General features: G+C 60.1%; 23 protein-coding genes. 14 read left to right on the top strand and 9 right to left on the bottom strand.

Translation table 11 applies throughout. The features are described 5' to 3' along the window. The first annotated feature begins 3 nt into the window (after positions 1-3). From WNE31_RS08620 to WNE31_RS08650, 7 genes are all read left to right on the top strand, one after another. On the top strand, positions 4-1272 hold the full coding sequence (locus WNE31_RS08620) for a glycosyltransferase 61 family protein (RefSeq protein WP_349979330.1): 1269 nt from the start codon (positions 4-6) through the stop codon (positions 1270-1272). Beyond that, positions 1272-1499 (top strand): hypothetical protein, encoded by a 228-nt coding sequence (locus tag WNE31_RS08625; protein ID WP_349979331.1) that lies wholly within the window; start codon positions 1272-1274, stop codon positions 1497-1499. The genes WNE31_RS08620 and WNE31_RS08625 overlap by 1 nt, the downstream gene beginning before the upstream one ends. Positions 1500-1510: 11 nt before the next feature. After that, positions 1511-2290 carry a succinate dehydrogenase iron-sulfur subunit gene (locus tag WNE31_RS08630; protein WP_349979332.1) on the top strand — a complete coding sequence of 260 codons (780 nt, stop codon included), beginning with the start codon at positions 1511-1513 and terminating at the stop codon, positions 2288-2290. Positions 2291-2319: 29 nt separating this feature from the next. After that, complete coding sequence (locus WNE31_RS08635) at positions 2320-4125, top strand: calcium-binding protein (protein ID WP_349979333.1); 1806 nt, start codon at positions 2320-2322, stop codon at positions 4123-4125. Positions 4126-4278: 153 nt separating this feature from the next. After that, on the top strand, positions 4279-4434 hold the full coding sequence (locus WNE31_RS08640; protein ID WP_349979334.1) for a hypothetical protein: 156 nt from the start codon (positions 4279-4281) through the stop codon (positions 4432-4434). A 116-nt stretch (positions 4435-4550) separates the two neighbouring features. Further along, positions 4551-4985 (top strand): DUF4399 domain-containing protein, encoded by a 435-nt coding sequence (locus tag WNE31_RS08645; RefSeq protein ID WP_349979335.1) that lies wholly within the window; start codon positions 4551-4553, stop codon positions 4983-4985. Positions 4986-5024: 39 nt separating this feature from the next. Further along, on the top strand, positions 5025-5879 hold the full coding sequence (locus WNE31_RS08650; protein WP_349979336.1) for an urea carboxylase-associated family protein: 855 nt from the start codon (positions 5025-5027) through the stop codon (positions 5877-5879). An 88-nt stretch (positions 5880-5967) separates the two neighbouring features. On the opposite strand, the gene WNE31_RS08655 is transcribed toward WNE31_RS08650, so the two are convergent. Further along, complete coding sequence (locus WNE31_RS08655) at positions 5968-7290, bottom strand: serine hydroxymethyltransferase (RefSeq protein ID WP_349979337.1); 1323 nt, start codon at positions 7288-7290, stop codon at positions 5968-5970. A gap of 99 nt (positions 7291-7389) precedes the next feature. Between WNE31_RS08655 and WNE31_RS08660 the strand changes: the two genes are divergently transcribed. Beyond that, entirely contained in the window at positions 7390-8259 is an 870-nt protein-coding gene (locus WNE31_RS08660) for a LysR substrate-binding domain-containing protein (protein WP_349979338.1), read from the top strand. On the opposite strand, the gene deoD is transcribed toward WNE31_RS08660, so the two are convergent. The 3 genes from deoD to WNE31_RS08675 all read right to left on the bottom strand — a co-directional run bounded on the left by deoD (position 8239) and on the right by WNE31_RS08675 (position 11766). Further along, complete coding sequence (gene deoD / locus WNE31_RS08665) at positions 8239-8943, bottom strand: purine-nucleoside phosphorylase (RefSeq protein WP_349979339.1); 705 nt, start codon at positions 8941-8943, stop codon at positions 8239-8241. The two genes, WNE31_RS08660 and deoD, sit on opposite strands and share 21 nt — an antisense overlap. A 146-nt stretch (positions 8944-9089) precedes the next feature. Next, positions 9090-11057, bottom strand: a complete 1968-nt coding sequence (locus tag WNE31_RS08670) for a protein meaA (RefSeq protein WP_349979340.1) — start codon at positions 11055-11057, stop codon at positions 9090-9092. A 94-nt stretch (positions 11058-11151) separates the two neighbouring features. After that, positions 11152-11766: a GNAT family N-acetyltransferase gene (locus tag WNE31_RS08675; RefSeq protein ID WP_349979341.1), complete on the bottom strand. Its 615-nt coding sequence runs from the start codon at positions 11764-11766 to the stop codon at positions 11152-11154. Positions 11767-11811: 45 nt separating this feature from the next. Between WNE31_RS08675 and WNE31_RS08680 the strand changes: the two genes are divergently transcribed. From WNE31_RS08680 to WNE31_RS08705, 6 genes are all read left to right on the top strand, one after another. Further along, a complete protein-coding gene (locus WNE31_RS08680; protein ID WP_349979342.1) occupies positions 11812-13170 on the top strand; it encodes a 1-acyl-sn-glycerol-3-phosphate acyltransferase in 1359 nt (452 codons plus the stop codon). 167 nt (positions 13171-13337) lie between these two features. Next, entirely contained in the window at positions 13338-14627 is a 1290-nt protein-coding gene (gene ccrA / locus WNE31_RS08685) for a crotonyl-CoA carboxylase/reductase (RefSeq protein ID WP_349979343.1), read from the top strand. A gap of 393 nt (positions 14628-15020) precedes the next feature. After that, positions 15021-15740: a helix-turn-helix transcriptional regulator gene (locus WNE31_RS08690; RefSeq protein WP_463407426.1), complete on the top strand. Its 720-nt coding sequence runs from the start codon at positions 15021-15023 to the stop codon at positions 15738-15740. A 91-nt stretch (positions 15741-15831) separates the two neighbouring features. Next, a complete protein-coding gene (locus tag WNE31_RS08695; RefSeq protein ID WP_349979344.1) occupies positions 15832-16470 on the top strand; it encodes an acyl-homoserine-lactone synthase in 639 nt (212 codons plus the stop codon). Between the two features lie 54 nt (positions 16471-16524). Further along, on the top strand, positions 16525-18051 hold the full coding sequence (locus WNE31_RS08700; protein ID WP_349979345.1) for an ATP-dependent DNA helicase: 1527 nt from the start codon (positions 16525-16527) through the stop codon (positions 18049-18051). Continuing rightward, on the top strand, positions 18048-18782 hold the full coding sequence (locus WNE31_RS08705; RefSeq protein WP_349979346.1) for an SDR family oxidoreductase: 735 nt from the start codon (positions 18048-18050) through the stop codon (positions 18780-18782). Before WNE31_RS08700 ends, WNE31_RS08705 begins: the two co-directional genes overlap by 4 nt. A 12-nt stretch (positions 18783-18794) precedes the next feature. Here the strand turns inward: WNE31_RS08705 and WNE31_RS08710 are convergent, their stop codons facing one another. The 5 genes from WNE31_RS08710 to WNE31_RS08730 form a co-directional block, all read right to left on the bottom strand. Then, positions 18795-19562: a TIGR02186 family protein gene (locus WNE31_RS08710; protein ID WP_349979347.1), complete on the bottom strand. Its 768-nt coding sequence runs from the start codon at positions 19560-19562 to the stop codon at positions 18795-18797. Continuing rightward, positions 19562-20479, bottom strand: coding sequence for a sulfite exporter TauE/SafE family protein (locus tag WNE31_RS08715; protein WP_349979348.1), 918 nt, complete (start codon positions 20477-20479; stop codon positions 19562-19564). Before WNE31_RS08715 ends, WNE31_RS08710 begins: the two co-directional genes overlap by 1 nt. 177 nt (positions 20480-20656) lie before the next feature. After that, a complete protein-coding gene (locus tag WNE31_RS08720) occupies positions 20657-21622 on the bottom strand; it encodes an ABC transporter permease (RefSeq protein ID WP_349979349.1) in 966 nt (321 codons plus the stop codon). Beyond that, positions 21622-22716 (bottom strand): ABC transporter permease, encoded by a 1095-nt coding sequence (locus WNE31_RS08725; protein WP_349979350.1) that lies wholly within the window; start codon positions 22714-22716, stop codon positions 21622-21624. The genes WNE31_RS08720 and WNE31_RS08725 overlap by 1 nt, the downstream gene beginning before the upstream one ends. Then, complete coding sequence (locus WNE31_RS08730; protein WP_349979351.1) at positions 22709-24310, bottom strand: ABC transporter ATP-binding protein; 1602 nt, start codon at positions 24308-24310, stop codon at positions 22709-22711. The genes WNE31_RS08725 and WNE31_RS08730 overlap by 8 nt, the downstream gene beginning before the upstream one ends. Between the last annotated feature and the right edge of the window lie 100 nt (positions 24311-24410).

A 24410-nucleotide genomic window follows, 5' to 3' on the forward strand; every position in this document is an offset into this window, starting at 1 on the left:
CTGATGCGGGCCCTGCTGTCCAAACTGCGCGCGGACTCCGAACGGGTACAGCCTGTTCAGGAGAACGCGCCAGTGCTGTCGTCTTCGCCCGACAGTGTCTTTGTCTATGCAAGAAACGCGCTGCCGCCGATGCATCGCTTTGACGAAATTTCGGTGGTGCCGGTGACGGCAGACAATGGCATGGTGCTGACCGGCGGGCCGATCTGGCCCGAATGGCCAGCCGCCGGTCCCTATCGTCATAACCGGTCCGGGGTTCCCGTGGACCGCAGGCCGCCAGACCCGCAAGGGCCTGTGGCAGAGTTTGACGGCGAGGCCACCTGGGGTGGATATGCGGTCGGACATTTCGGACATTTCATGGTCGAGCACGGCACCCGTGTGCTGCAGGCCGCGACCGAGCATCCCGATCTGCCGATGTTGTTTGCACTTCAGCCCGGGGCCGGGCCGAACGATGTGCCGCGCTTCTTCTGGCAGGTGCTAGACTGGTATGGTGCCACCAAAGAGAATGTCCGCTGGGTGACGCGCCCCTACCGTGTGCGCGGTCTCTGGGCCGGGCCCATGGCCGAACAATGGGCCCACGTTCCGACATCCGAGGCCTATCTTGATCTGCTTGACGCCAATGCGGCGCGGCAGGCTCTGCCAGTCACGGGTGGCGAGATTGTATATGTCGCGCGTGACCGGATGGAAGCCACCGGCGAAGGTCACAACGCGGGCGAGCCTTATCTCTGTGCCCTGCTTGAACAGCTGGGTGTGACCGTCATTCGCCCCGAGACTCTGCCACTGCGCGATCAACTCGCCCACTATGCCAGCGCCAAGGTTCTGATCTTTGCAGAAGGGTCTGCCATGCATGGACGCCAGTTGCTGGGTCGTGCGGATCAGACGGCGTTGGTTTTGAACCGTCGTCCTAGTAAGCGGGTTGGCCTTGCGGCCTTGCATCCGCGCGTAACCTCTCTCGGATATGCAGAAGTGACACGGGGCACGGCCTCGGTTCTGTGGCCGAACGGAAACCCTTGGATCGTCAGGGCGATTTCCATCTACCAGGCCGAACGTCTTCTCGAAGCGTTTGACTCGGTCGGTGTACCCCTACGCTCGGTCTGGGATCAGACAGCCTATGAGGCAGCCCGGGATGCCGGAATCCGCAAGTGGATTTCCACGCGCTTTCACGAAAAACAGCCGATTGACCACGCGGCCTCGCTGCGCCGCGTGAGCCAGGAATTCAAAGCCTTGGGCCTTGAGCACCTGCTTAAAGACCTACCGGCAGGGGGGGCAGCCTGATGTCCCTGACCACAACCTTGCTGACCAACAACGCCCCGTCCTTTGTGGCGCAGTCATCTGTATTTGACCGTGCTGCCGAACTTGGGGCGGCCCTACTTGGGCCCAAATCGTGCAGAGATCTGAATTCCTGCACAAAGAAACCCACCGATACGGTCATTTCGACCGTCACGGCACCTGAGACCCTGACCTGCCCGGCAGCCAACGGCCTGCCTGCATTGCTTCGCTAAGGAGATGACCCATGGTTGAATTTGCACTTCCGAAGAACTCGAAGATCACCGTTGGCAAAACGTGGCCGAAACCCGAGGGCGCAACCAACGTGCGCAAATTCCAGATCTATCGCTGGAACCCCGATGACGGCAAGAACCCGTCGGTCGACACCTATTTCCTTGATATGGACAAGTGCGGCCCGATGGTTCTCGACGCGCTGATCAAGATCAAGAACGAGGTCGACCCGACCCTGACCTTCCGCCGCTCCTGCCGTGAAGGTATCTGTGGCTCTTGCGCGATGAACATCGACGGGATCAATACGCTGGCCTGTATCTATGGCCTGGACGAGATCAAAGGCGACGTGAAAATCTATCCGTTGCCGCACATGCCAGTGGTGAAAGACCTGATCCCCGATCTGACCCACTTCTACGCACAGCACGCGTCTATCATGCCGTGGCTGGAAACCAAGACCAATCGCCCAGCCAAAGAGTGGAAGCAGTCGATCGAGGACCGCAAAAAATTGGACGGTCTCTATGAATGCGTGATGTGCGCCAGCTGCTCGACCTCGTGCCCGAGCTATTGGTGGAACGGTGACCGGTATCTCGGCCCGGCCGCGTTGCTGCACGCCTATCGCTGGATCATCGACAGCCGCGACGAAGCCACCGGCGAACGCCTGGATGCACTGGAAGACCCCTTCAAGCTGTATCGCTGCCACACCATCATGAACTGTGCGAAAACCTGCCCCAAGGGTCTGAACCCGGCCAAGGCGATTGCACATATCAAGAAGATGCTGGTCGAACGGAACATCTGATCCGGTTCACGCAAGGGAAAAGGTAACGAGTGTCTCTGTTTGCGACGTTTTCCCGCCCTCTGGGCGTTGCCGGTGGCAACGCCGAGAGATGGGGCATCGATCTCGAAGTCCTGGGCGACGGTCGCGCCGCAGTTGTCTGGACAGAAGACGGAAACGCAGCCTCATGGCTGCGTTTTTTTGATGCGACCGGTACCTTGGTCGGGCCTGACCTTCAGGTGACGGGCCGCAGCAACCGCAGCAGCGTGACCGAACTGGAAGATGGCACCTTGGTCGTGGCCTATCTCGACCTTGACGATGCCTACGGGGATATCGTGGCGCGCCGCTATACCCAAGACGGGGCGCAGTTGGGGGCGGATCACATCATTTTCGCCCAGCAAAACCTGTCTCTCTCACCCGAACTCACGGCTTTGCCGGACGGTGGGTATCTCGCAGTCTTCACCTCGTTTGACTCCAACAGGTACGGGGTCTTTGCCCAACGCATGTCCGCAGTGGGCACACCGCAAGGGGATGTGTTCCGCGTGAACGAGACCCAAGACGGGTTTCAATCCAGCGGGCGTGCAGTTGCCCTGAGCAATGGCGGCTTTGCGGTCACATGGCGCGCGCGCGAGGTGGACGGCAGTCTCTACGCCGTGATGATGCGCGTCTATGCTGCGGACGGGACGCCGCAAAGTTCCGAAATCCGGGTGAATCAATTTGCCCGTGACAGCCAGACGTCGCCGGCGATCACCGCGCTGGCCGGGGGTGGATTTGCAATCGCGTGGCAAAGTGACGGGCAGGATGGCGACGGGTACGGGATATTTACCCGTGTCTATGCTGCAGATGGCGTGGCTGTGGGCGACGAGTTTCAGGTCAACGAGCTGACTTTTGGGGATCAGGCGGACCCAACGATTGCCGCGCGCCCGGATGGTGGATTTTCCGTGGTGTGGTGGCATGCGCCCGGTTCAAGCGCGTCTGTCATTCGCCTGCGCGATTTCGATGCCACCGGAATGCCTCTTGCGGGGGCTTATGAAGGCCCCTCAACAGAGAGCATATATCACTTTGGGCCGGTGCTGGAGATTGGTGAGGACGGCGCTGCCTATCTTGCGGGGGTGGCACAGAACGGTGCAAGCGGTGAGACCGATGTGTTTGTCGCTGTGTCCGGGCAAACCCTTGTCGGGGGCGACGAAGGGGATCGCCTGACGGGCACCCGTGCCGCGGATGTGATCCGGTCAGGAGACGGGAATGACACGATCCGTGCAGGCGATGGGGCGGACACGATTGTGGCCGGGTCTGGTGATGACCATGTGACAGCAGGCGATGGCCCGTCCGACCTGCGTGATCTGGTCTATGCTGGCGACGGGGATGACTATGTGGCCGCGGGGGCCGGTAATGATGAACTGCGCGGCGATGCCGGTGCCGACACCCTGAGTGGCCTGCAAGGGGCCGATACCCTGATCGGGGGGGATGGCGATGACATCCTGTCGGGCGGTGCGTTGGGTGATTTGCTCTTCGGGGGACCGGATGATGATTTCCTGAACGGGGGCTTTGGCTTTGACCGCTTGAACGGCGGCGCAGGCAGGGACCGGTTCTATCATCAGGGGGTGGCGGGCCACGGATCGGATTGGGTGCAGGATTTCTCCGACGAGGATGTGCTGGTCTATGGCGGCGCGGTCCAAGCCGACCAGTTTCAGGTGAACTTTGCGCGCACGCCCGGAGCCGGTCTGGAGGGCACGGAGGAAGCTTTTGTCATTTTCCGTCCCACGGAGCAGGTCTTGTGGGCCTTGGTGGATGGCGGTGCGCGCGACACTCTTTCGCTGTCTCTGGCCGGTGGGGAAACCTTTGACCTGTTGGCGTAAACCCGGGCAGGGCGATGCGGGTGGCGTTTTACCGTAAGGTCAAGAATGCATGGCGTGCATAGCCAGTTTGCAACAATGTCTGATGAAAGCGGTGCTTTAATTCCCTACATAGCGAGGCAAGGGAGGCGTTCTGATACCTACGGAGTGACCAAGATGACCTCGAACCACAAACCCGAAGACTTTGCCGAACGCGCTTTGGAGCTTTTGGAACAAGCCTATGCCTACTACCAGCCGCCGCTGCAAATGGTGGCCAAGGGGCAGGCCCGGAAAGACTCGGCTGACTATTTCGAATACGTCAAAGCCGCCTGATCAAAAGCGTCCCGATCACGGGACGCTTTTCCTCTTCGTGCCGCATGGCCGATGCTGATTTTGTCGAAATGCCTACGCCTGCTATCCTTGTGTCTACGCAAATAGGAGATATGGATATGCGCAAATTGGTTTTGATCGCCGCCATGGCCTGTGCCGGCTGGGCTCATGCGGGCGAAACACCTGCCCCGGACGGGGCGTCTGTTTACTTCATCAACCTTGAGAATGGTGCGACTGTCTCTGGCCCCGTGACGGTGCAGTTTGGTCTTACCGGGATGGGGGTGGCCCCCGCCGGGGTCGAAAAGGACAATACAGGCCATCATCATCTGTTCCTGAATCGCCCACCACTTGGCCAAGGCCCCGACGATGCAGAAATCCTGGAAAATGGTATCCCGACCGACGACAATCACAAACATTTCGGAGGTGGCCAGACCGAGGTGCAGCTTGACCTGCCTGCAGGACAGCACAGTTTGCAGCTGGTGCTGGGGGACCAGTATCATGTGCCCCACAATCCGCCGGTCGTCTCCGAAGTCATCGTGATCACGGTCGAATAAGGGATTGCCACTCCGGATGTCTGCGGGCAGGGTCACGCCATGACCGATGATGCTCTCCCTCCCGCCGACGCTGATGCCCGCCGCGCGATTGCGCCGGTGATCTGCTATCCGAATGAAACGCTGCCGGTGCCGCCCTTGTCGCTGTATCAGACAGCACGCCAGACGGCGCACAAGGTAGACGAGGTTCTGGTGCCGGCGCGGGATGCGCGATGTTTTCATGCACCCAAGGGACATTTCTTTCGAATCTCATCGGTGGACGGACCCCAGGTTGGCGATTTGAACCTGTGGAATGCCCATGATCTGAGAGAAAGGTTCTACTCGGGCAAAACCCGTGCGTTGCATGGCACCCATCTGACCACGGGTGAACGCATGTGGTCGAGCTTTCCGCATCTGCGCCCCATGGCAACCATCACCCATGACACGCTGTCCTGGTACGGGATCGACCCATATGGCGGCTCGGTCCATGACGTGATCGGCACGCGGTGTGATCCTTATACCGGCAACCTTCTGAGTGGCACACAGTATCACCATTGCTGCCATTCCAACCTCACCCGTGCGCTTGCTGCGGAAACGGGGCTGGGGCTGCTTGAGGCAGAACCGCATGTGCATGATGTGCTGAACGTGTTCATGTGTACCGGGTTCACGCGGGATACGGGCCAGTATTTCATGAAAGCCAGCCCCGTGCGGCCGGGGGACTATCTTGAGTTCTTTGCCGAGATTGACCTCTTGGGCGCTCTGAGCGCCTGTCCCGGCGGGGATTGTTCGAGTGAGCACAGTTCGGACACGGCCATGTGCCATCCGCTTTTGGTCGAGGTGTTTGCCCCGGCGGATGGCGTGCTGGACGGGTGGCAGCCCTCGGTGCCAAACGGGTATGATCGCAGCCACGGGGTGTAAAGTAGGAGGGGCGTTGCCCCTCTTGCGCCGGACGATGTCCAGCGCAATTCACCCCAAGGTATTTGTGCAAAGAAAAAGCCGGGACAGGTCAAACGTGCACGTGGTGCAGCCTGTCAAAGGTTTTCCGCCACTCTGACACTTCTGGGGCGATGGCCGCAGGATCGTTACTGCGCAGGGCCCTTGCGATGAGGGCGGCCAATCGCGGCGCATCTTCGGCCGTCATGCCCCAGCGCGCCAGTTCCGGCGTTCCGATCCGCAACCCGTTCAGATCGCCTTCGACCTCTGCAATCGGCAGCCCGATTCCACAGGCCAGAAGATTGGCGTTTCGCAGGGTTTTCGAGGCCGCTTGACCGCCTCCGAATGGCGCGGCTTCAACGGCAAACTGGTGAGAGAGGGTTGGTCCATGGCGCGTTTGAAACACTGGCAGGCCTTCGTCACGCAAGGCATGGGCCAGCGCCTGCGCCAGATCGATCATCGTGCGCCCATAGTCAGCACCAAAGTCGCGCCAGTCCAGAAGCGTCATCGCCAGTGCGGCGGATTTGGCCACATCGAAATTGGCGGTCATGCCCGGAAAGGCGATCCGGTCAAGGGTTTCGGCAATCCCCGCGTCATTGGTGACGATCAAGCCGGAGGCAGGCCCTCCGAGGCTTTTATAGGTGCTCATTGTCATTAGGTGCGCGCCAGCGTCCAGTGGGTTGGTCCAGGCCCCGCTGGCAATCAACCCGCATTGGTGCGCTGCGTCAAAAAGCACATACGCCCCGACCTCGTCAGCGATGGCGCGAATCTGGGCCACAGGGTGTTCGACGAGGTTGAGCGAACCACCGATGGTGATCAGACGTGGCCGGATCTCATGGGCAAGCGCGCGCAACCCGTCGAGATCGACAGAATAGCCATCCGTATCAATCGGGGCGGCATGACTGTGCACCCCATAAAGCCCCGCACATCCTGCGGCATGGTGGGTCACGTGCCCCCCCACGGCGGCGGGGGGCGTGATGATGGCATCGCCCGGTTTGGTTAACGCCATATAGCCGTAAAGATTGGCAATCGCGCCTGAAGGCACCCGGATCTCGGCATAGCGGGCGCGAAAGACCTCGGCGGCGAGTTCTGCCGCGATGACCTCGATTTCCTCGATCGCCTCAAGGCCCATCTCGTATTTGTCACCGGGATATCCAAGCGAGGGACGGCTGCCGAGACCGCTGGACAAAAGCGCTTCGGCGCGGGGCGACATGACATTGGTGGCCGGGTTCAGATTGAAACAGGCCTGTTCGTGAATGTGGCGATTGTCAGCGGCGAGACGATCAAGCCGGTCAGCGATGTGGCCGCTCTGAGAGTCGGCGGTCTGGGTGGCGATGTTCTGAACAAGGGTTTCGCAAGCAGTGGGCACCCATGGGCGCGGCGTGAGGTGAGGCATGGGATCTCCTTTGGGTTTCTGGGGTAGTCAAGACGATGCGGGGGCTTGACGCAAACCAGATTATGTAAATTCTAGGGCTAGAAAATCTTGGGGTAATGTATGGCGGTCAATCCTCCCCGGCCCAAGGGGCCACCGCTGAACGCGTTGCGCGCGTTCGAGGCTGCGGCGCGGCTTGAGAGCTTTACCGCCGCTGCGGATGAGCTTTGCGTGACACAAGGGGCGGTGGCGCAGCAGATCAAAACGTTGGAAGCCTGGGCAGGGGCCGCTCTGTTCGAACGAAAACCGCAAGGTGTGACGCTGTCAGCGGTGGGGCGGCAGGTATGCCCGGCAATGGTGGACGCATTTGACGCACTGGGGCGGGCAACCGTCGCGCTGCAACAGGTGGCCAGCCCCCATCGCGTACATATCGCGGCTCTGCCTGCCATTGCTCAGCTTTGGGTGTCGCCGCGCCTGCCAGGATTGCGCGCGGCGTTGCCCGGTCTGGAAATTTCCGTGACGGCCATGGAACACCCCCCGAACCTGGCACGTGAGCCGTTTGATCTGGCGATCTTCTTCGAGGCTGAAAGCGCTCAGACTCTTGCGCAGGATGCGATTTTTCCGGTTTGCACACCGGACCTTGCGCGGCGTTTGTCCTCACCCGAGGACCTGATGCAGGTGCCATGTCTGTGTGATGCAGTGTGGGAACAGGACTGGGCCACTTGGTTGTCGGAGCAGGGGCTCAAACTGCCGTTGCGGGGGCCTGTTTATTCGCTTTATGCGCTGGCTGTCGAAGAAGCCCTGAACGGCGCAGGGGTTCTGATGGGGCATGCGCCTCTGGTGCGCAGGTATCTGGAACAGGGCAGATTGGTTGCCCCGTTCCGCCATCAGGTCTTCACGGGAAAAGCGCTTGGTCTGCGCCACAGGGGCGGACGACCGCGCGCCGAACTGGCGGCACTGATCGGGCTACTATCAGGCGAAAGCTGCTTCTAGCGCGATTTCCACCATGTCGCCAAAGCTGCGTTCGCGGTCCTCTGATGGCAGGGCTTCGCCGGTGAGAAGGTGATCGCTGACCGTCAGAACGGCCAGGGCGCGGCGGCCATGGCGGGCGGCCAGATTGTAAAGCTCTGCCGCTTCCATCTCGACCCCGAGAATGCCGTGCCGGGTCATCTGTTCGTTGAGGTCGGGCCGTTCGTCATAGAACACATCTGCGGAATAGATGCCGCCGACATGGGTCTGTGTGCCCTTGGCCGCTGCTGCCTCGGCCGCCGCTTTCAGCAGGCTCCAGTCAGCGCAGGGGGCAAAGTTCAGCTCTTTAAAGATGCCCGAGGAAGGGGTCGACAGGCTTGATGCGGTCATGGCGATGATGACGTCACGCAGGCCAACTTTGCGCTGCATGCCGCCGCAGGATCCGATCCGGATCAGGGTTTGCGCGCCATAGTCCCGGATAAGCTCGTTCACGTAGATCGAGAGGGAGGGCATGCCCATGCCGGACCCGTGAATGGTGACCCGGTTGCCTTTCCATGTGCCGGTATAGCCCAGCATGCCGCGCACTTCATTCACGCAGACAGCATCGTCGAGAAAGGTCTCAGCTGCCCATTTGGCGCGGTACGGGTCGCCCGGCATGAGGACGGTTTCGGCGATTTCACCGGGTTTGGCTCCGATATGAATGGTCATGGCACGCTCCTGTTGTTCCTGGGCAGGATACCACCCGCAGCAAAGGCCACAACGCCCCATCCTTCACCTTTGCAAAAATACTCTCGCCGAAGGCAAAAGCCCCGGAGTTTCCTCCGGGGCTTTTTCAATGGGCGCGGGGCCGGGTGTTACTCTGCTGCGACCGCCTGGGGATCCACCAGCGTGACCACGTCTTTCATGATCGTGTTCAGCTCAAAGTCTTTGGGCGTATAGACACGGGCCACACCCATGGCGCGCAGACGCTCGGCGTCGTCGTCGGGGATGATCCCGCCGACAATGACCGGAACGTCGCCAAGCCCAGCTTCGCGCATGCGGTTCATCATGTCTTCGACAAGCGGGATATGGCTGCCTGACAGGATCGACAGCCCCACGACATGCGCCTTGGTTTCAAGAGCCGAGTTCACAATTTCTTCGGGCGTCAGTCGAATGCCGTCGTACTCGATATCCATGCCGCAATCGCGGGCACGGAAGGCGATCTGTTCGGAGCCGTTCGAGTGGCCGTCAAGCCCGGGCTTGCCGATTACGAATTTCAGGCGGCGGCCCAGCCGATCCGAGACCGCGTCCACGGCTTCGCGGATATCATCAAGGCCTTCGGTCTTGTTCGAGGGCGACGCGGAAACACCCGTCGGGCCCCGATATTCGCCATGCACGGCGCGCATTTGTGCGGCCCATTCCCCAGTGGTGACACCGGCCTTGGCGGCGGCGATCGAGGCCGGCATGACGTTGTCGCCGTTGCGGGCGGCCTTGCGCAGGTCGGCCAGTGCCTTTTCAACGGCACCGCTGTCGCGCGCGGCACGCCATTCGTCAAGACGGCTGATCTGTTCTTGCTCGACCGCAGGATCCACAACCATGATGCCGCCATCACCGGTCATCAAGGGCGAGGGTTCGCCTTGCTGCCATTTGTTCACACCGACCACGACGGTTTCCCCGGCTTCGATGCGGTTCAGGCGGTCGGCATTCGACTCCACAAGGCGCGATTTCATATAGTCGATGGCGCCGATCGCGCCGCCCATGCTGTCGAGGTTGGCCAACTCGTGGCGCGCGCCCTCTTTCAACTCGGCAACCTTCTTGTCTACGGCGGGGTTGCCGTCAAACAGGTCTTCGTATTCCAGCAGGTCGGTTTCATAGGCCATGATCTGCTGCATGCGCATCGACCATTGCTGGTCCCACGGGCGGGGCAGGCCTAGGGCTTCGTTCCACGCCGGAAGCTGCACGGCGCGGGCGCGGGCCTTTTTCGAAAGCGTCACGGCCAGCATTTCGATCAGGATGCGGTAAACGTTGTTTTCCGGTTGCTGCTCGGTCAGGCCAAGCGAGTTGACCTGTACGCCGTAACGGAAGCGGCGGTATTTCGGGTTCTCGACACCATAGCGGGTTTCGAGGATTTCATCCCAGAGGTCCACAAAGGCGCGCATCTTGCACATCTCGGTCACGAAACGGATGCCGGCGTTGACGAAGAACGAGATGCGACCACACAGCGCCGGGAAATCTTCCTCGGGCACGCGCGGTTTCAGCGCATCCAGAACCGCAATGCCGGTGGCCAGCGCAAAGGCCAGTTCCTGTTCCGGCGTGGCGCCAGCCTCTTGCAGGTGATAGGAACACACGTTCATCGGGTTCCATTTCGGAACGTTGGTATAACAATACTCGGCCACGTCCGCGATCATCTTGAGCGACGGTTTGGGCGGGCAGATATAGGTGCCGCGCGACAGGTATTCCTTGATCAGGTCGTTCTGCACGGTGCCCTGAAGCTTGGACACGTCCGCGCCCTGTTCTTCGGCCACGGCGATGTAGAGTGACAGGAGCCACGGTGCGGTGGCGTTGATCGTCATCGAGGTGTTCATCTGCTCGAGCGGGATCTGGTCGAACAGGGTGCGCATATCGCCAAGGTGACAGACGGGCACGCCTACTTTGCCCACCTCGCCACGCGACAGCACGTGGTCACTGTCATAGCCGGTTTGGGTGGGCAGGTCGAAGGCAACCGAAAGGCCTGTCTGGCCCTTGGCAAGGTTCGAGCGATACAGCTCGTTCGAGGCCTTCGCGGTGGAGTGGCCCGCGTAGGTGCGGATCAGCCAGGGGCGGTCTTTCTGCGTCTGCGACATGGATCGTCCTCATGAATCGGTAGGGCAACTTTGTTGCGTCAGAGCGTAGATATGCGAAATATCATGTGCAAGTCAATTCGCTGCGTCGCGGCAATTACGCTGCGACCACACATATCATCTTTGTGGCGCTGCGAAAGCCGAACAGATGTCGCAATACGCCCAGATGTTCGATGCCGGTGGCGACAAAGCCTTCCCTTTCGTACAGTGCGCGGGCGCGGGGATTGGTGTCGATCACGTCCAGACGCACCGCGTGCAAGCCGCGTAACAGGGCTTCGCGCTTGATCGCGCGCAACAAGGCCGTACCCACCCCCATACCGCGGGCATTCTGCGCGACGAAAATGCCATCCATCAAAAGGACGTCCTCGTTCAGGTCGCGTTCAAGAAGTCCAAGCAGGCCACCGCGCCAGATAGCGCCCAACGCCCCATAAACCTTTGCCAAATCCTGCAATCCACCGCCGACCAGCGCGCCGGATGCGGTTTTGAAGCCTGCAACGCCTAACAACGCGCCGTGCTTGTTGCGTGCGGCAAGAGCGAAGGCTGGGTTCAGCGCGGCTTCGATGAAGGTTTGGGCTTTGGCCTCGGGCCGCATGATGGGCCAAAGTTTACTCTGAAAGGCGTTCCAGAAGAGGCCAGCCACACAACTGTGTTCATCCGGGTGAAAGCCTTGCGTAATGATGATCTCTTCATCGGCGTTTTGATTGTCCATCATGCATTTTGATATTTACCTTGGTGCTCTGCATTGCAAGAGTTGCGCATGGGATCGACTGTCGAACTTCCGCTGTGGCTTTTCCTGCTGATCCTGCTGTTCGCGGCAGTGACGGCGGCAAGTCACCTCTTGTTCCCCTCGGTGCGCTGGTTCTTTCGCCGCCGCATGGAAAAGGCCGTGGAGCGGTTGAACCAGAGGCTTGAGCGTCCCATCGAACCGTTCAAGCTCGCCCGACGGCATGATATGATCCAGCGTCTGATCTATTCGCCGGACGTGACCGAGGCGATTGTCGAACACGCCCGCAAGAACGGGGTGCCTGAAAACGTCGCTTTTGCCGAAGCCAAAAGGTACGCGCGCGAGATCGTGCCGTCGTTCAGCGCATCGGCCTATTTCGGAGTGGCGATCCGGCTTGCGCGCTTTCTGAGTCAGGCCCTTTACCGCGTCCGGTTGGCCTATCTTGATGAGGACGGGCTGCAGAATATTCCGAAAGAGTCGACTGTTGTTTTCGTCATGAACCACCGGTCCAACATGGATTACGTTTTGGTAACCTATCTCGCTGCGGAACGCTCGGCCCTTGCCTATGCCGTGGGTGAATGGGCGCGGGTCTGGCCCCTGTCGCGGCTGATCAAGGCGATGGGAGCTTATTTCATCCGGCGCAAGTCGCGCAATGCGCTTTATCGCAAGGTCTTGGCGCGTTATGTCCGGCTGGCCACGGATGGCGGGGTCACGCAGGCCATGTTCCCCGAAGGCGGGCTGAGCCTTGATGGGGCGCCGCAGGCCCCTAAGCATGGATTGCTGAAATACATTGTCAACGGGTTCGAACCTGGCGGGCGTGATGTGGTCTTTGTCCCGGTTGCGCTGAACTATGATCGGGTGCTTGAGGACCGTATTCTTCTTGAGGCGCTGGAAGGTGGCGGGCGGCGGTTCAATGCCCGGATCAGCGTCGTGTCAGGCTTTTTCCTGAAACAGATGTGGCTGCGACTGCGCGGGCGCTATCACAAATTCGGATATGCGGCGGTCAGTTTCGGCCAGCCGTTGTCCCTGTCCGAGTTCCAAAAATCGCGCACGGGCGAGCTGTCCGAGGCGCTGGCCTATGCGTTGATGGACCGGATCGAATCTGTGGTTCCGGTTTTGCCGGTCCCGCTGGTAGCGTCGGTGATTCAGGATGCCGACGCGCCCCTGTCGCGTGCGGCGGTCGAAAATGCCTGCGCAGACCGGATCAAAGCCCTGGGCAAGGCGCATGTGCACCTGCCGCGGGATGATCTGACCTATGCGATCGAGGTCGGGTTGCGTACGCTGAGCGAGCGCAGGATGATCGAAAAAGAGGCCGGATGTTTCCATGCGAATCCCGATCAGGCCGCGGCTTTGGCGTTTTACGCGAACTCGATCAGGCATCTTTTGGGCTGATTCTGGGACATTTTGCGAGTGCAGCAGGAATTTCTGCGTTCGCTCGGTCATAAAATTACAAAATAGCACCAAATGAGGTTGCATTATTTCAAGTCCGTCGATACTCATCCTTCAGACGTCGCGATTCTGCGTCGCGGCAAAACGAGTTCAACTTGCAGGAGGCTGACATGGCTCTGGACACCGAAACCGGCATTGCGCCGTATGATGCGCCCGAAAAAGATCTTTACGAAATCGGCGAAATGCCGCCTCTGGGCTATGTACCCAAGAAAATGTACGCATGGGCGATCCGCCGTGACCGCCATGGCGAACCCGAACAGTCGTTCCAGAAAGAGGTTGTCGATACCTGGGAGCTGGGCAGCCACGACGTTCTGGTTCTCGTGATGGCCGCTGGTGTGAACTACAACGGTGTCTGGGCAGGTCTTGGTCAGCCGATTTCGCCGTTCGACGTACATGGCCAGGGTTTCCACATCGCCGGGTCGGATGCCTCGGGCATCGTTTGGGCCGTGGGCTCTTCGGTCAAGAACTGGAAGGTGGGTGACGAGGTCGTGATCCACTGTAACCAGGACGACGGTGACGACGAAGAATGTAACGGTGGTGATCCGATGTATTCGCCGACCCAACGTATCTGGGGCTATGAAACCGGTGACGGGTCGTTTGCCCAGTTCACCCGCGTTCAGGCGCAACAGCTGATGCCGCGTCCCAAGCACCTGACCTGGGAAGAGGCTGCTTGCTACACGCTGACGCTGGCCACCGCATATCGCATGCTGTTCGGCCACCACCCGCATGAATTGCGTCCGGGCCAGAACGTTCTGGTTTGGGGTGCTTCGGGCGGTCTGGGGTCCTATGCGATCCAGCTGGCCAACACCGCAGGCGCCAACGCCATCGGCGTGATCTCGGACGAAAGCAAGCGCCAGTTCGTGATGGATCAGGGCGCCAAGGGCGTGATCAACCGCAAGGACTTCAATTGCTGGGGCCAACTGCCCACGGTGAACAGCCCCGAGTATAACGAGTGGCTGAAAGAAGCCCGCAAGTTCGGCAAGGCGATCTGGGACATCACCGGCAAAGGCGTGAACGTCGACATGGTGTTCGAACACCCCGGCGAGGCCACCTTCCCGGTCTCGACCCTGGTTGTGAAAAAAGGCGGTATCGTCGTGATCTGCGCCGGCACCTCGGGCTTCAACTGTACCTTTGACGTGCGTTACATGTGGATGCACCAGAAGCGTCTGCAGGGCTCGCACTTTGCGAACCTGAAACAGGCTGCTTCGGCCAACCGCCTGATGTGTGAGCGTCGCCTTGACCCGTGCATGTCGGAAGTCTTTGCATGGGACGAAATCCCGCAAGCGCACACCAAAATGATGCGCAACGAGCACAAGCCGGGCAACATGGCGGTTCTGGTCCAGTCGCCCAAGACCGGCCTGCGCACCGTCGAGGACGTTCTGGAAGCCGGTAAAAAGTAAATTGCCGCGGACGGACGGGTTAATGCAGCCCGTCCAAATACCGAAAAATTAACGCCCGCGAATCACGTCGAATTCGCGGGCGTTTTACGTTTCTGAAAGAGAAATGCGTTTATTCAGCATCTTAGCCAATCCTGGCCCCGCCATTTTTGGGGAGTAAGAATACGTGAATTTCTGAGCCAAAATGATTCATGCTATGATTGTGTTAACGTTTCCTTAACCACCAAAAACGAGAGTTGAAGATGAAGTATAACTGGATACTCGACGTTCTCGCGGATTTGCGGACTTTCGCACAGGCCAATGACCTGCAGGCGCTTGCCGCCCAGCTGGAGGAGACCAGCAAAGTTGCTGCCGCCGAGATCGTCCTGGACGTGGAGGGTGCGGGTGCAACGACTCATGGGCATGACGCATCGGCGGGAGTCGATTCTCGAAGATCTCGGGAGCGCGCACGGGCTTGAGGCCCTACAAGGTGCGATCGAGAAACTGCGTGACCATTTCGGTGTCGATCACCTCGTCTATCACTGGGTCAACACGGACGGAGATCAATACGGATGCGGCACCTATAGCGATGCCTGGGTCGATCGCTATGTTGCACGGGATTACCTGCGTATAGATCCCGTCATCATCGGATGTTTCCAACGTTTTCATCCGGTTGACTGGAAATGCCTTGACTGGTCCACCAAAGCGGCCCGGCAGTTTCAGGTCGACGCAATCGCGCATGGTGTCGGCAATCAGGGGTTGTCCGTGCCCATTCGCGGCCCTAACGGACAATTCGCCCTGTTCTCAGCCAGCCATCAGTGCAGCGACCGGACATGGGAAGAATTCATCGGCAGAAATAGGCGTGACCTGATCCTGATTGCCCACGAGTTCAACGAAAAGGCCCTGGAATTTGAACCGGGACGCCAACCCGCCCAGACGCGCGCACTATCGCCGCGCGAAGTTGACGCGATGACCCTTTTGGCGTCGGGCCACAGTCGCGCGCAGGTGGCCGAGGCGCTGTCGATCTCGGAGCACACATTGCGGGTCTATATCGAGTCGGCAAGGTCCAAGCTGGGGGCCCTCAATACAACCCATGCGGTTGCGCGGGCACTCAGCTGGGGGCTGATAGTCGTTTAAAAAGGGTTAACGCAACGTGCGCCTTGTTAGGGAACGGTTAATCTTGATGTTCTACTTCTGTTCTCATTCAACAATGGGAAGGGATGCCAGAATGCTCCGTTATATCTATGCCAATGATCTCGACAAGTTCCCCAAGCTGAAGCGTTCCATGTTCCGTGACCGCGCCGACCAGTTCAAAACCCGACTGGGATGGGAGGTTCAGGTGGACGAAAGCGGGGAAGAACGGGATGAATACGACGCCCTCAATCCGCTTTACGTGATCTGGGAGAAACCGGACGGGTCGCACGGGGGATCCATGCGTCTGTTGCCGACCACCGGCCCTTGCATGGTGAATGACCATTTTCTCGACCTCACCGATGGCGTGAAAATCCGCAGTCCGTTCATCTGGGAATGCACCCGTTTCTGTCTGTCGCGTGATGCAGAGCCCCGCACGGCTGGCGCGCTGATGCTGGGCGGCGGAGAAGTAATGCATGGGTTCGGAATCGAACACTATGTGGGCGTTTTCGATGCGCGCATGGTGCGGATCTACCGGATGATCGGATCCTCGCCCGAGGTGGTCGGCGCCAAGGGCGAAGGGCGCGACCGGATCAGTGTCGGCCTCTGGGATTTCTCGGAAGAGGCGCGGCAATTGGTGGCCGAACGCGCCGGGATTTCTCCCGAACAATCACGCGCCTGGTTCAACCGTGCGTTCGGTGGCGAGTTCACCCCTCAGCTTGCACGGATTGCGTGACAAAAGCCCCATCTCGCGCTGGCGCTTGTTCGGGGGCGCCTGTAGGGTCTGCGCATGACACAGGCGCTGACCCTTTCACATGACCAGGCCGAGGCCTTTGACCGGATCACCGAGATGCTGCGCAGCGTCGGTGTGGATCTGGACGAAGGGCTTTTGACGCCGCCACGAGACGGCAAACAATCGGTGGCGGCCGTGATGGGCAAGGCCGGATCGGGCAAGACACTGCTGCTGGCGGAACTGGTCAAGGCCCTGGATGCGGCTGGTGTTGATATCGTGTCGGGGGATTACGAAGGAAAGCCGCGCAAGGATCGCCGAACCCTTGCGATTCTGGCTCCCACCAACAAGGCGGCGAGCGTTCTGCGGATGCGGGGCGTGCCAGCCACGACCATTCACCGCATCATCTATACGCCCGTTTATGATCCCGAATACGAAAAGATCGCCGAATGGTTGGCGGGCGAAGGTGAAAGGCCCGAAATCGAGGGCCTGACCGACGAGGCGCTGGATCGGGCTCATGCGTTTTATCAACTGCACAAATCCATTCCCGGTGCGTTGGCGGCAGCCGGCCTGCGGGGATCGGACTTTATCACCGGCTGGAAACGGCGCGACGAACCGCTAGACATCGGCCTGATCGACGAGGCCTCGATGCTGGATGACCGCCAGTACGAGGACTTGCGCGAAATTTTTCCGACGCTTCTTCTGTTTGGGGATCCGGCGCAACTGGCGCCGGTCAATCAATCAGGTGCGATGGTGTTCGACAGCTTGCCTGAACCGGCCAAGATGGAACTGCACCGCGTGCATCGGCAAGACGCCGATAACCCGATTCTGGATTTGGCACATGCCCTTGCGGACCCGGCGCTGGAGTATCATGACTTTGAACGTCTGGTGGAAGAAAAGGCGCGGCAGGATGACCGCGTGGTGCTGGGTCAACGGGTCGAGGTTGACCTCATGGCGCGCTCTCCGGTGCTGGTGTGGCGCAATGCAACGCGGATCCGGCTTATCAATGCGTTTCGCCGTGTCTACGAGGCTCCCGATGACATGTTGCTGGAGGGCGAACCTCTGATTTGTGACGGGATCGAACTGCCTGCCAAACATCGCAAGAAACGGCTGGATCTTGAAGCGCGGGGACTGATCAAGGGGGCGCAGGTGATCTATCTCGGGCCGGGGCGCAAGCCGGGCTTCTCGCGCCTGCACGTGATCGGGGCCGAGGATCCGCGCGTGTCGGCCGCGTCTATTGTGAAGATCGAGATGCCGGACGAGGAAGAACCCTTTATCCCGTATGCCGCGCGGATGGGGGCGACCTTTTTGCATGGGGCGGCCGTGACCATTCACAAAGCGCAGGGGTCGCAATGGGAACAGGTTCAGGTGTTTGCGCCGGACCTTTACGTGGCGGCCAAGATGGGGCGGGTCGAGGCGGGACAGCCGCTTTGGAAACGTCTGGCCTATGTCGCCATCACCCGTGCCCAGGAACGTCTGTATTGGGTTGTGCGCAACCGGTTGTCGCGACCGCAGGGGCCGCTGCGCACAGATGACCTGGTGACGGCGCCCGTGCCGTTGACGCTTGAACAGGAGGAAAGCGCATGAAATCGGTTCTGGTAACAGGGGCAAGTTCGGGCATCGGGCGGGCTGCCGCAGAAGAGTTTTTGCAAGACGGCTGGCGTGTGGGCGTTGTGGCCCGGCGCGCCGACCGTCTGGCCGAACTGGCGTCCGCGCATGACAATGTGGTGGTCCTGCCGGCGGACGTGACCGACCCCGCTGCAATGAAAGCCGCCTTTTCCGAGTTCGTGAGCGAGGCCGGGCGTCTGGACGTGTTGTTCAACAATGCCGGGATGTTCGGCCCCAGCGCCCCGATTGACGAGATTGGGCTGGACGACTTCGAGGCCGTGATGAACGTCAATGTGCGCGGCATGTTCATCTGTGCGCAGCTGGCGTTTCAGCAGATGCGCAAGCAGGCGCCGCAAGGTGGGCGGATCATCAACAACGGGTCGCTTTCGGCCCATAACCCGCGTCCGGGGTCGGTTTGCTATACCACCAGCAAACACGCCATCACCGGTATGACCCGCAGCCTGTCTTTGGACGGGCGGCCTTTTGATATTGCGTGCGGGCAGATTGACATCGGCAATGCCAGAACCGAGATGGTGGCCGATCTGACGGCTCGTGCCGCGCGCGAGAATCCCGATCAGCCCCCGATACCTTCGATGGATGTGAGCGACGCGGCACGGTCGGTTTTGCATATGGCGAAGATGCCGCTTGAGGCGAATGTGCAGTTCATGACCGTGATGGCCACCAAGATGCCCTATATCGGTCGGGGGTAGCCCATTCCGGCGTTAGCCGCCCTGACGTACAAACCGGAAGGCCGCCGAGGCACCCCAGCCTGCGGCAATTGCAATGGCAAGGGACAAGAGGCCATAGATCAGCGGCTGCTGTCGCGACAAGTTATAGAGCCAGCGTTCCAGACCCACCTTGCGCACGTCGATCGAGGTCTCGTAGGACGACACCACCTGGCCGCCACGGGTCAGTAGCACGCGCGTGATATAGTCGCCTTCGGTCAGGTTCGCCGGCATGGCGATTGAGGTGCGGAACAGGGTGTGTTCCTCAACCTCGACTGCGTTCTCAAGCGTCTGGTATAGGCCGTTTTCGGTGCGAATACGGATCACGGCCTCGGTAAAGCCCTGTGCGTTTTCAACATTCATTGGCGCGCCAACCGACCGGATCGCGCGCGGGATCGACACCTTGTGACGTAGGTCTTCAACTTCGCTTAGCACTTCGTTGAAAGGGGCGCTTGTGGCCACGGCATAGAAACTGGGGGCGGCATCCACTTCGACTCTGTCGGTATTGACCCAGATACCCAGCCTCTTTTCCTTGCGCCGCACCATGACCGGCTGCAAAGGCCCCGAAATGGCGACGACCACTTCCAGGGGTGGTTCTTCCTGAATTTCACTCTCGCGTTTTACAGCGCCGAAAATCAACACTTCGGACCCATCAAAATTCGCGGTGATGGCAACACGGTTCTGGCTGAGGCCAAGAACGACCTCTTCCCGCGCCAGAACGGGAGCGGCGACGAAGGCAAGAAGAAGGGCAAGGGCGCGCAGCATCAGTGGCCTCCTGCCGGGCCAAGGGAGTAAATCTCGGACGGCATCAGCAGCAGATCAAGGGCCAGATTGCCACACACGGCCAAAACCATGATGGCCAGAAGAATGCGCAGTTGTTCGGCCTTGAGGCGGGTGCCGATGCGGGTGCCGATCTGCGCCCCCACAACGCCCCCGATCAACAGCAGGACCGCAAGGGCCATGTCCACGGTATAGTTTGTCGTGGCATGCAGCAGCGTGGTAAAGGCGGTCACGAAAATGATCTGGAACAGCGAGGTGCCGACGACGACCTTGGTCGGCATGCCCAGAAGATAGATCATGGCGGGCACCATGATGAAACCGCCACCCACCCCCATGATTGCGGCCAGCACACCAACTGACAACCCGACAAGAAGGGGCGGGATTACCGAGATATAGAGGCCGGACACTCGAAAGCGCATCTTGAAGGGCAGGCCGTGAATCCAGTTGTGTTTCTTGCGTTTGACAGGGGTAGCGCTCTTTTTCGAGCGCCGGATCGCGTTCAGGCTTTCGATGAACATCAAGCCGCCAATCACACCCAGAAAGACAACATAACAAAGCTTGACCAGCAGATCGACCTGTCCCAGCGCCTTGAGATAGTTGAACAGCATCACCCCGAGGCCGGCCCCGATCAGACCCCCGATCAGTAGAACGGTGCCCATCCTGAGATCGACCGAGCGCCTTTTTAGATGGGCCAACACACCGGAAAAAGACGAGGCGACGATCTGGTTGGCCTCGGTCGCCACGGCCACGGCGGGGGGAATGCCGATAAAGAACAAAAGCGGCGTCATCAGGAAGCCGCCCCCGACCCCGAACATGCCTGACAGGATGCCCACGATCCCGCCCAGTCCCAAAAGCAGGAACGCGTTCACGGACACTTCGGCAATGGGCAGGTAGATTTGCATAAAACCAGTAAGCGGCAGGTGGTGTGATTTTGCAACCTGTCTGCTGTGCAAAACGCTGATAGGCTTGATGAAACTTTGACAACTGGACTTATCCGAGGCGGATTTCGCCCGCCTGAGGACGGATGCCAGCGCAGACCCGCCGTCTTGTGCAGGCGGGTCTGCGGGTGTTGGGCGCGATTAGCGTTCCTTTACGTAGGGCTCGCCGCCAGCCCGTGGCGGAATGGCCTTGCCCACAAATCCGGCAAGGATCACCACGGTCAGGATATAGGGCAGGGCGTCCATGACCTGCACCGGAATGACAATGCCGCCAAGGTCGATGTTCTGATAGCGCAAGGCAATCGCCTGCAAGAGGCCAAACAACAGGCAGGCATAAAGCGCGTGCCAGGGGCGCCACTTGGCAAAGATCAGGGCGGCGAGCGCGATAAATCCCCGTCCGGCGGTCATGTCCTTGACAAAACCGGCCTGCAGGGCGGTCGCGAGGTAAGCCCCGGCAATGCCGCACAGCACGCCACAGATCGCAACCGCCGCATAGCGCAGGCCCACCACTGACACCCCGGCCGTATCCACGGCTGCGGGGTTTTCGCCCACGGCGCGCAGACGCAGGCCAAAGCGCGTGCGGAACAGAACCCACCATGTGAGGGGCACCATGGCAAAGGCGACATAAACAAGGATCGAATGCCCCGAGATCAGTTCGTAGTAAAGCGGCCCGATGAGGGGCACATCGCGCAGCGTCTCGGCAAAGGGCAGGGTGATCGGCTCGAACCGGGCCCCGCCGATCAGGGACGGCGTGCGCCCGCCTTGCTTGAACCAGTCCTGCGCGACAAGCACGGTCATGCCAGCGGCCAGAAAGTTGATCGCCACACCCGAAATAAGCTGGTTGCCGCGAAACGTGATCGAGGCCACGCCATGCAGCGCCGAGAGCAGCAGCGACGAGACCACGCCCGCCAGAAGGCCCAACCAGACAGATCCAGTGGCATAGGCAAAGGCCGCCGAGAAAAAGGCCGCGGCCAGCATTTTGCCCTCAAGACCGATGTCAAAGATACCTGCGCGCTCTGAATAAAGACCCGCTAAACAGGCCAGCAGCAGGGGCGTGGCAAGACGCACAGTTGAATCCAGCAATTGGAGAAGCGTTAAATAATCCATCAGGCGTCTCCTTTGCGCAGGGCGAGGAAAAGCTTTTCAAGCGGCATCCGCACCATGTTGTCCAAGGCGCCTGTGAACAGGATTACCAGGGCCTGAATGACCACGATCAGTTCGCGGGGAATGGTGGTCCAGAGCGCCAGTTCTGCGCCCCCCTGATAGAGAAAGCCGAACAGTAGCGCGGCCAGCAGCACGCCAAACGGGTGACTTCGACCCATCAGTGCAACGGCAATGCCGATGAAGCCCGCACCTTCGGTAGAATTCAGGATCAGGCGTTCGCTTTCGCCCATCGTGGTGTTCACGCTCATCATGCCCGCCAGTGCGCCCGAAATCAGCATCGCGATGACGGTGATCTTGACCGGTGAAATGCCTGCGTATTTCGCGGCACTTTCCGAATGGCCGAAGGCACGGATTTCATAGCCCAGCCGCGTGCGCCAGATCAGCAGCCACACCACCAAACAGGCGATCAGCGCGAGGAAAAAGGTCACGTTGGCCGGGGCGCCGCGGAACATGATCGTATCGGCGGTCGAGAACATGTCGCGGAAGGTGGGCAGGTGGGTCGCCTCTGGAAACTTGGCGGTGGCCGGGTCCATGGCGCCCACAGGGCGCAGCAGGTTGACCAGCACATAGTTGAGCAACGCCGCCGCGATAAAGTTGAACATGATCGTGGTGATCACGATATGGCTGCCGCGTTTGGCCTGAAGATAGGCCGGGATCAAGGCCCAGAGCGCGCCGAAGAGGGCCGCGCCCACGCTGGCCCCGAGAAGCGCAAGAGACCAATGCGGCCACGGGATATAGAGACAGACCAACGCAACCCCCAGCCCGCCAAGCATGGCCTGCCCTTCGCCGCCGATATTGAACAGGCGGGCATGAAAAGCGACGGCCACAGCAAGCCCCGTAAAGATGAAATTCGTGGCGTAATAGAGCGTATACCCCCACCCGGCCGAGCGCATCAGCGCCCCGTCCACCATCAATTTGAACGCGGCCCAGGGGTTTTCCCCGATGGCAAGGATGACCAGTGCCGACAGGATGGCCGCCAGCAACAGCGAAATGAGGGGGATCAGGACGACATCCGCCCATTGAGGCATCTTATCCATTCTGCTCGCTCTCCCGTTCTTCTTGCTGCAGTGCGAATTGTTGCTCGACCACCTTGGCGATGTCGCTTTCGGGTTCCTGCGTGATCCCTGCCATCAACAGGCCCAGTTCTTTTTCGTCGGTCTGGTCAGGGCTGCGTTCGCCCATGATGTGGCCGTCAAACATCACGGCAATCCGGTCCGACAGAGACATGATCTCGTCCAGTTCAACACTAACCAGCAGGATCGCCTTGCCCTGATCGCGCAGGCCCACGATCTGTTTGTGGATAAATTCGATGGCCCCGATATCGACCCCACGGGTGGGTTGCCCGATCAACAGAAGGTCAGGGTTGCGCTCGATTTCGCGGGCCACGACGATCTTTTGCTGGTTGCCGCCGGAAAAGTTCTTGGCAGCCAGCTTGGGGTGGGGCGGGCGCACGTCGAACCTGTCCATTTGGTCCTGTGCGTTGGTCTGGATGCCTGCATTGTCCATCAGCAGGCCCTTTTGATAGACCGGGTCGCGGTGATAGCCAAAGACCGAGTTCTCCCACGCGGCGTAATCCATGATCAGACCTTCGCGCTGTCGGTCCTCGGGCACATGGGCAATACCCGCATCGCGGCGGGCCTGTCCGTCAGACCCCTTCCCTGAAAGCGGCAGGGCCGTACCGTTCATCCGAATGGTGCCGGTGCCTTCGGTAAAGCCGCCTAACACTTCGAGCAATTCCGACTGGCCATTGCCAGCAACGCCTGCAATCCCAAGGATTTCGCCCGCGCGCACATTCAGGTCAATGCCCTTCAGACGCTCGACACCCTTGTCGTCGATCACGCGCAGGTTTTCGATCTCCAGAACGGTGTCGCCCGGCGTCGCGGGCTTCTTGTCGACCCGCAGCAGCACCTTGCGCCCGACCATCAACTCGGCCAGATGTTCGGGGTTGGTCTCGGCGGTCTTGACCGTGGCGGTCATCTCGCCCCGGCGCATGACGCTGACCGTGTTGGTGATTTCCATGATCTCGCGCAGCTTATGCGTGATCAGGATAATGGTTTTCCCTTCCTCGCGCAGCCGGTCGAGGATGCGGAACAGCTGATCTGCCTCGGCAGGGGTCAGCACGCCCGTGGGTTCGTCGAGAATAAGAATGTCGGCCTGACGGTATAGTGCCTTGAGGATTTCGACCCGTTGCTGGTGCCCGACCGACAGGTTTTCGATCCGGGCATCGGGATCGACGTTCAACTCGTACTCTTCGGCCAGATGCGCCAGTTCCTTGCGGGCCTTGGCCAGCGAGGGCCGCAAGAGGCCGCCATCTTCGGCGCCCAGAATGATGTTTTCGAGGACGGTAAAGTTCTCGACCAGTTTGAAATGCTGGAACACCATGCCGATGCCCGCCGCAATGGCCGCCTGTGAATCCGGGATCGAGGTCTTTTGACCCTTGATCCAGATCTCGCCTTTGTCGGCCTTGTAGAACCCGTAAAGGATCGACATCAGCGTGGATTTGCCCGCGCCGTTTTCGCCGATGATCCCGTGGATCGTGCCGGGCATGACCGAGATCGAAATGTCCTTGTTCGCCTGAACGGGACCAAAGGCCTTGGAAATGCCTTTCAACTCAATGGCGGGGGCGGTCATTCTGTGCCTCCTGATGCGGGGGCAGTCAGGGTGTTTGCGGGCATGGGCATCCTTTCAAACAACTTGGGGCCGCGCCGCCATGGCACGGCCCCTTGGTTTC

This window comes from Shimia fortis (genome assembly GCF_040225985.1).
Taxonomy (GTDB): Bacteria; Pseudomonadota; Alphaproteobacteria; order Rhodobacterales; family Rhodobacteraceae; genus Shimia.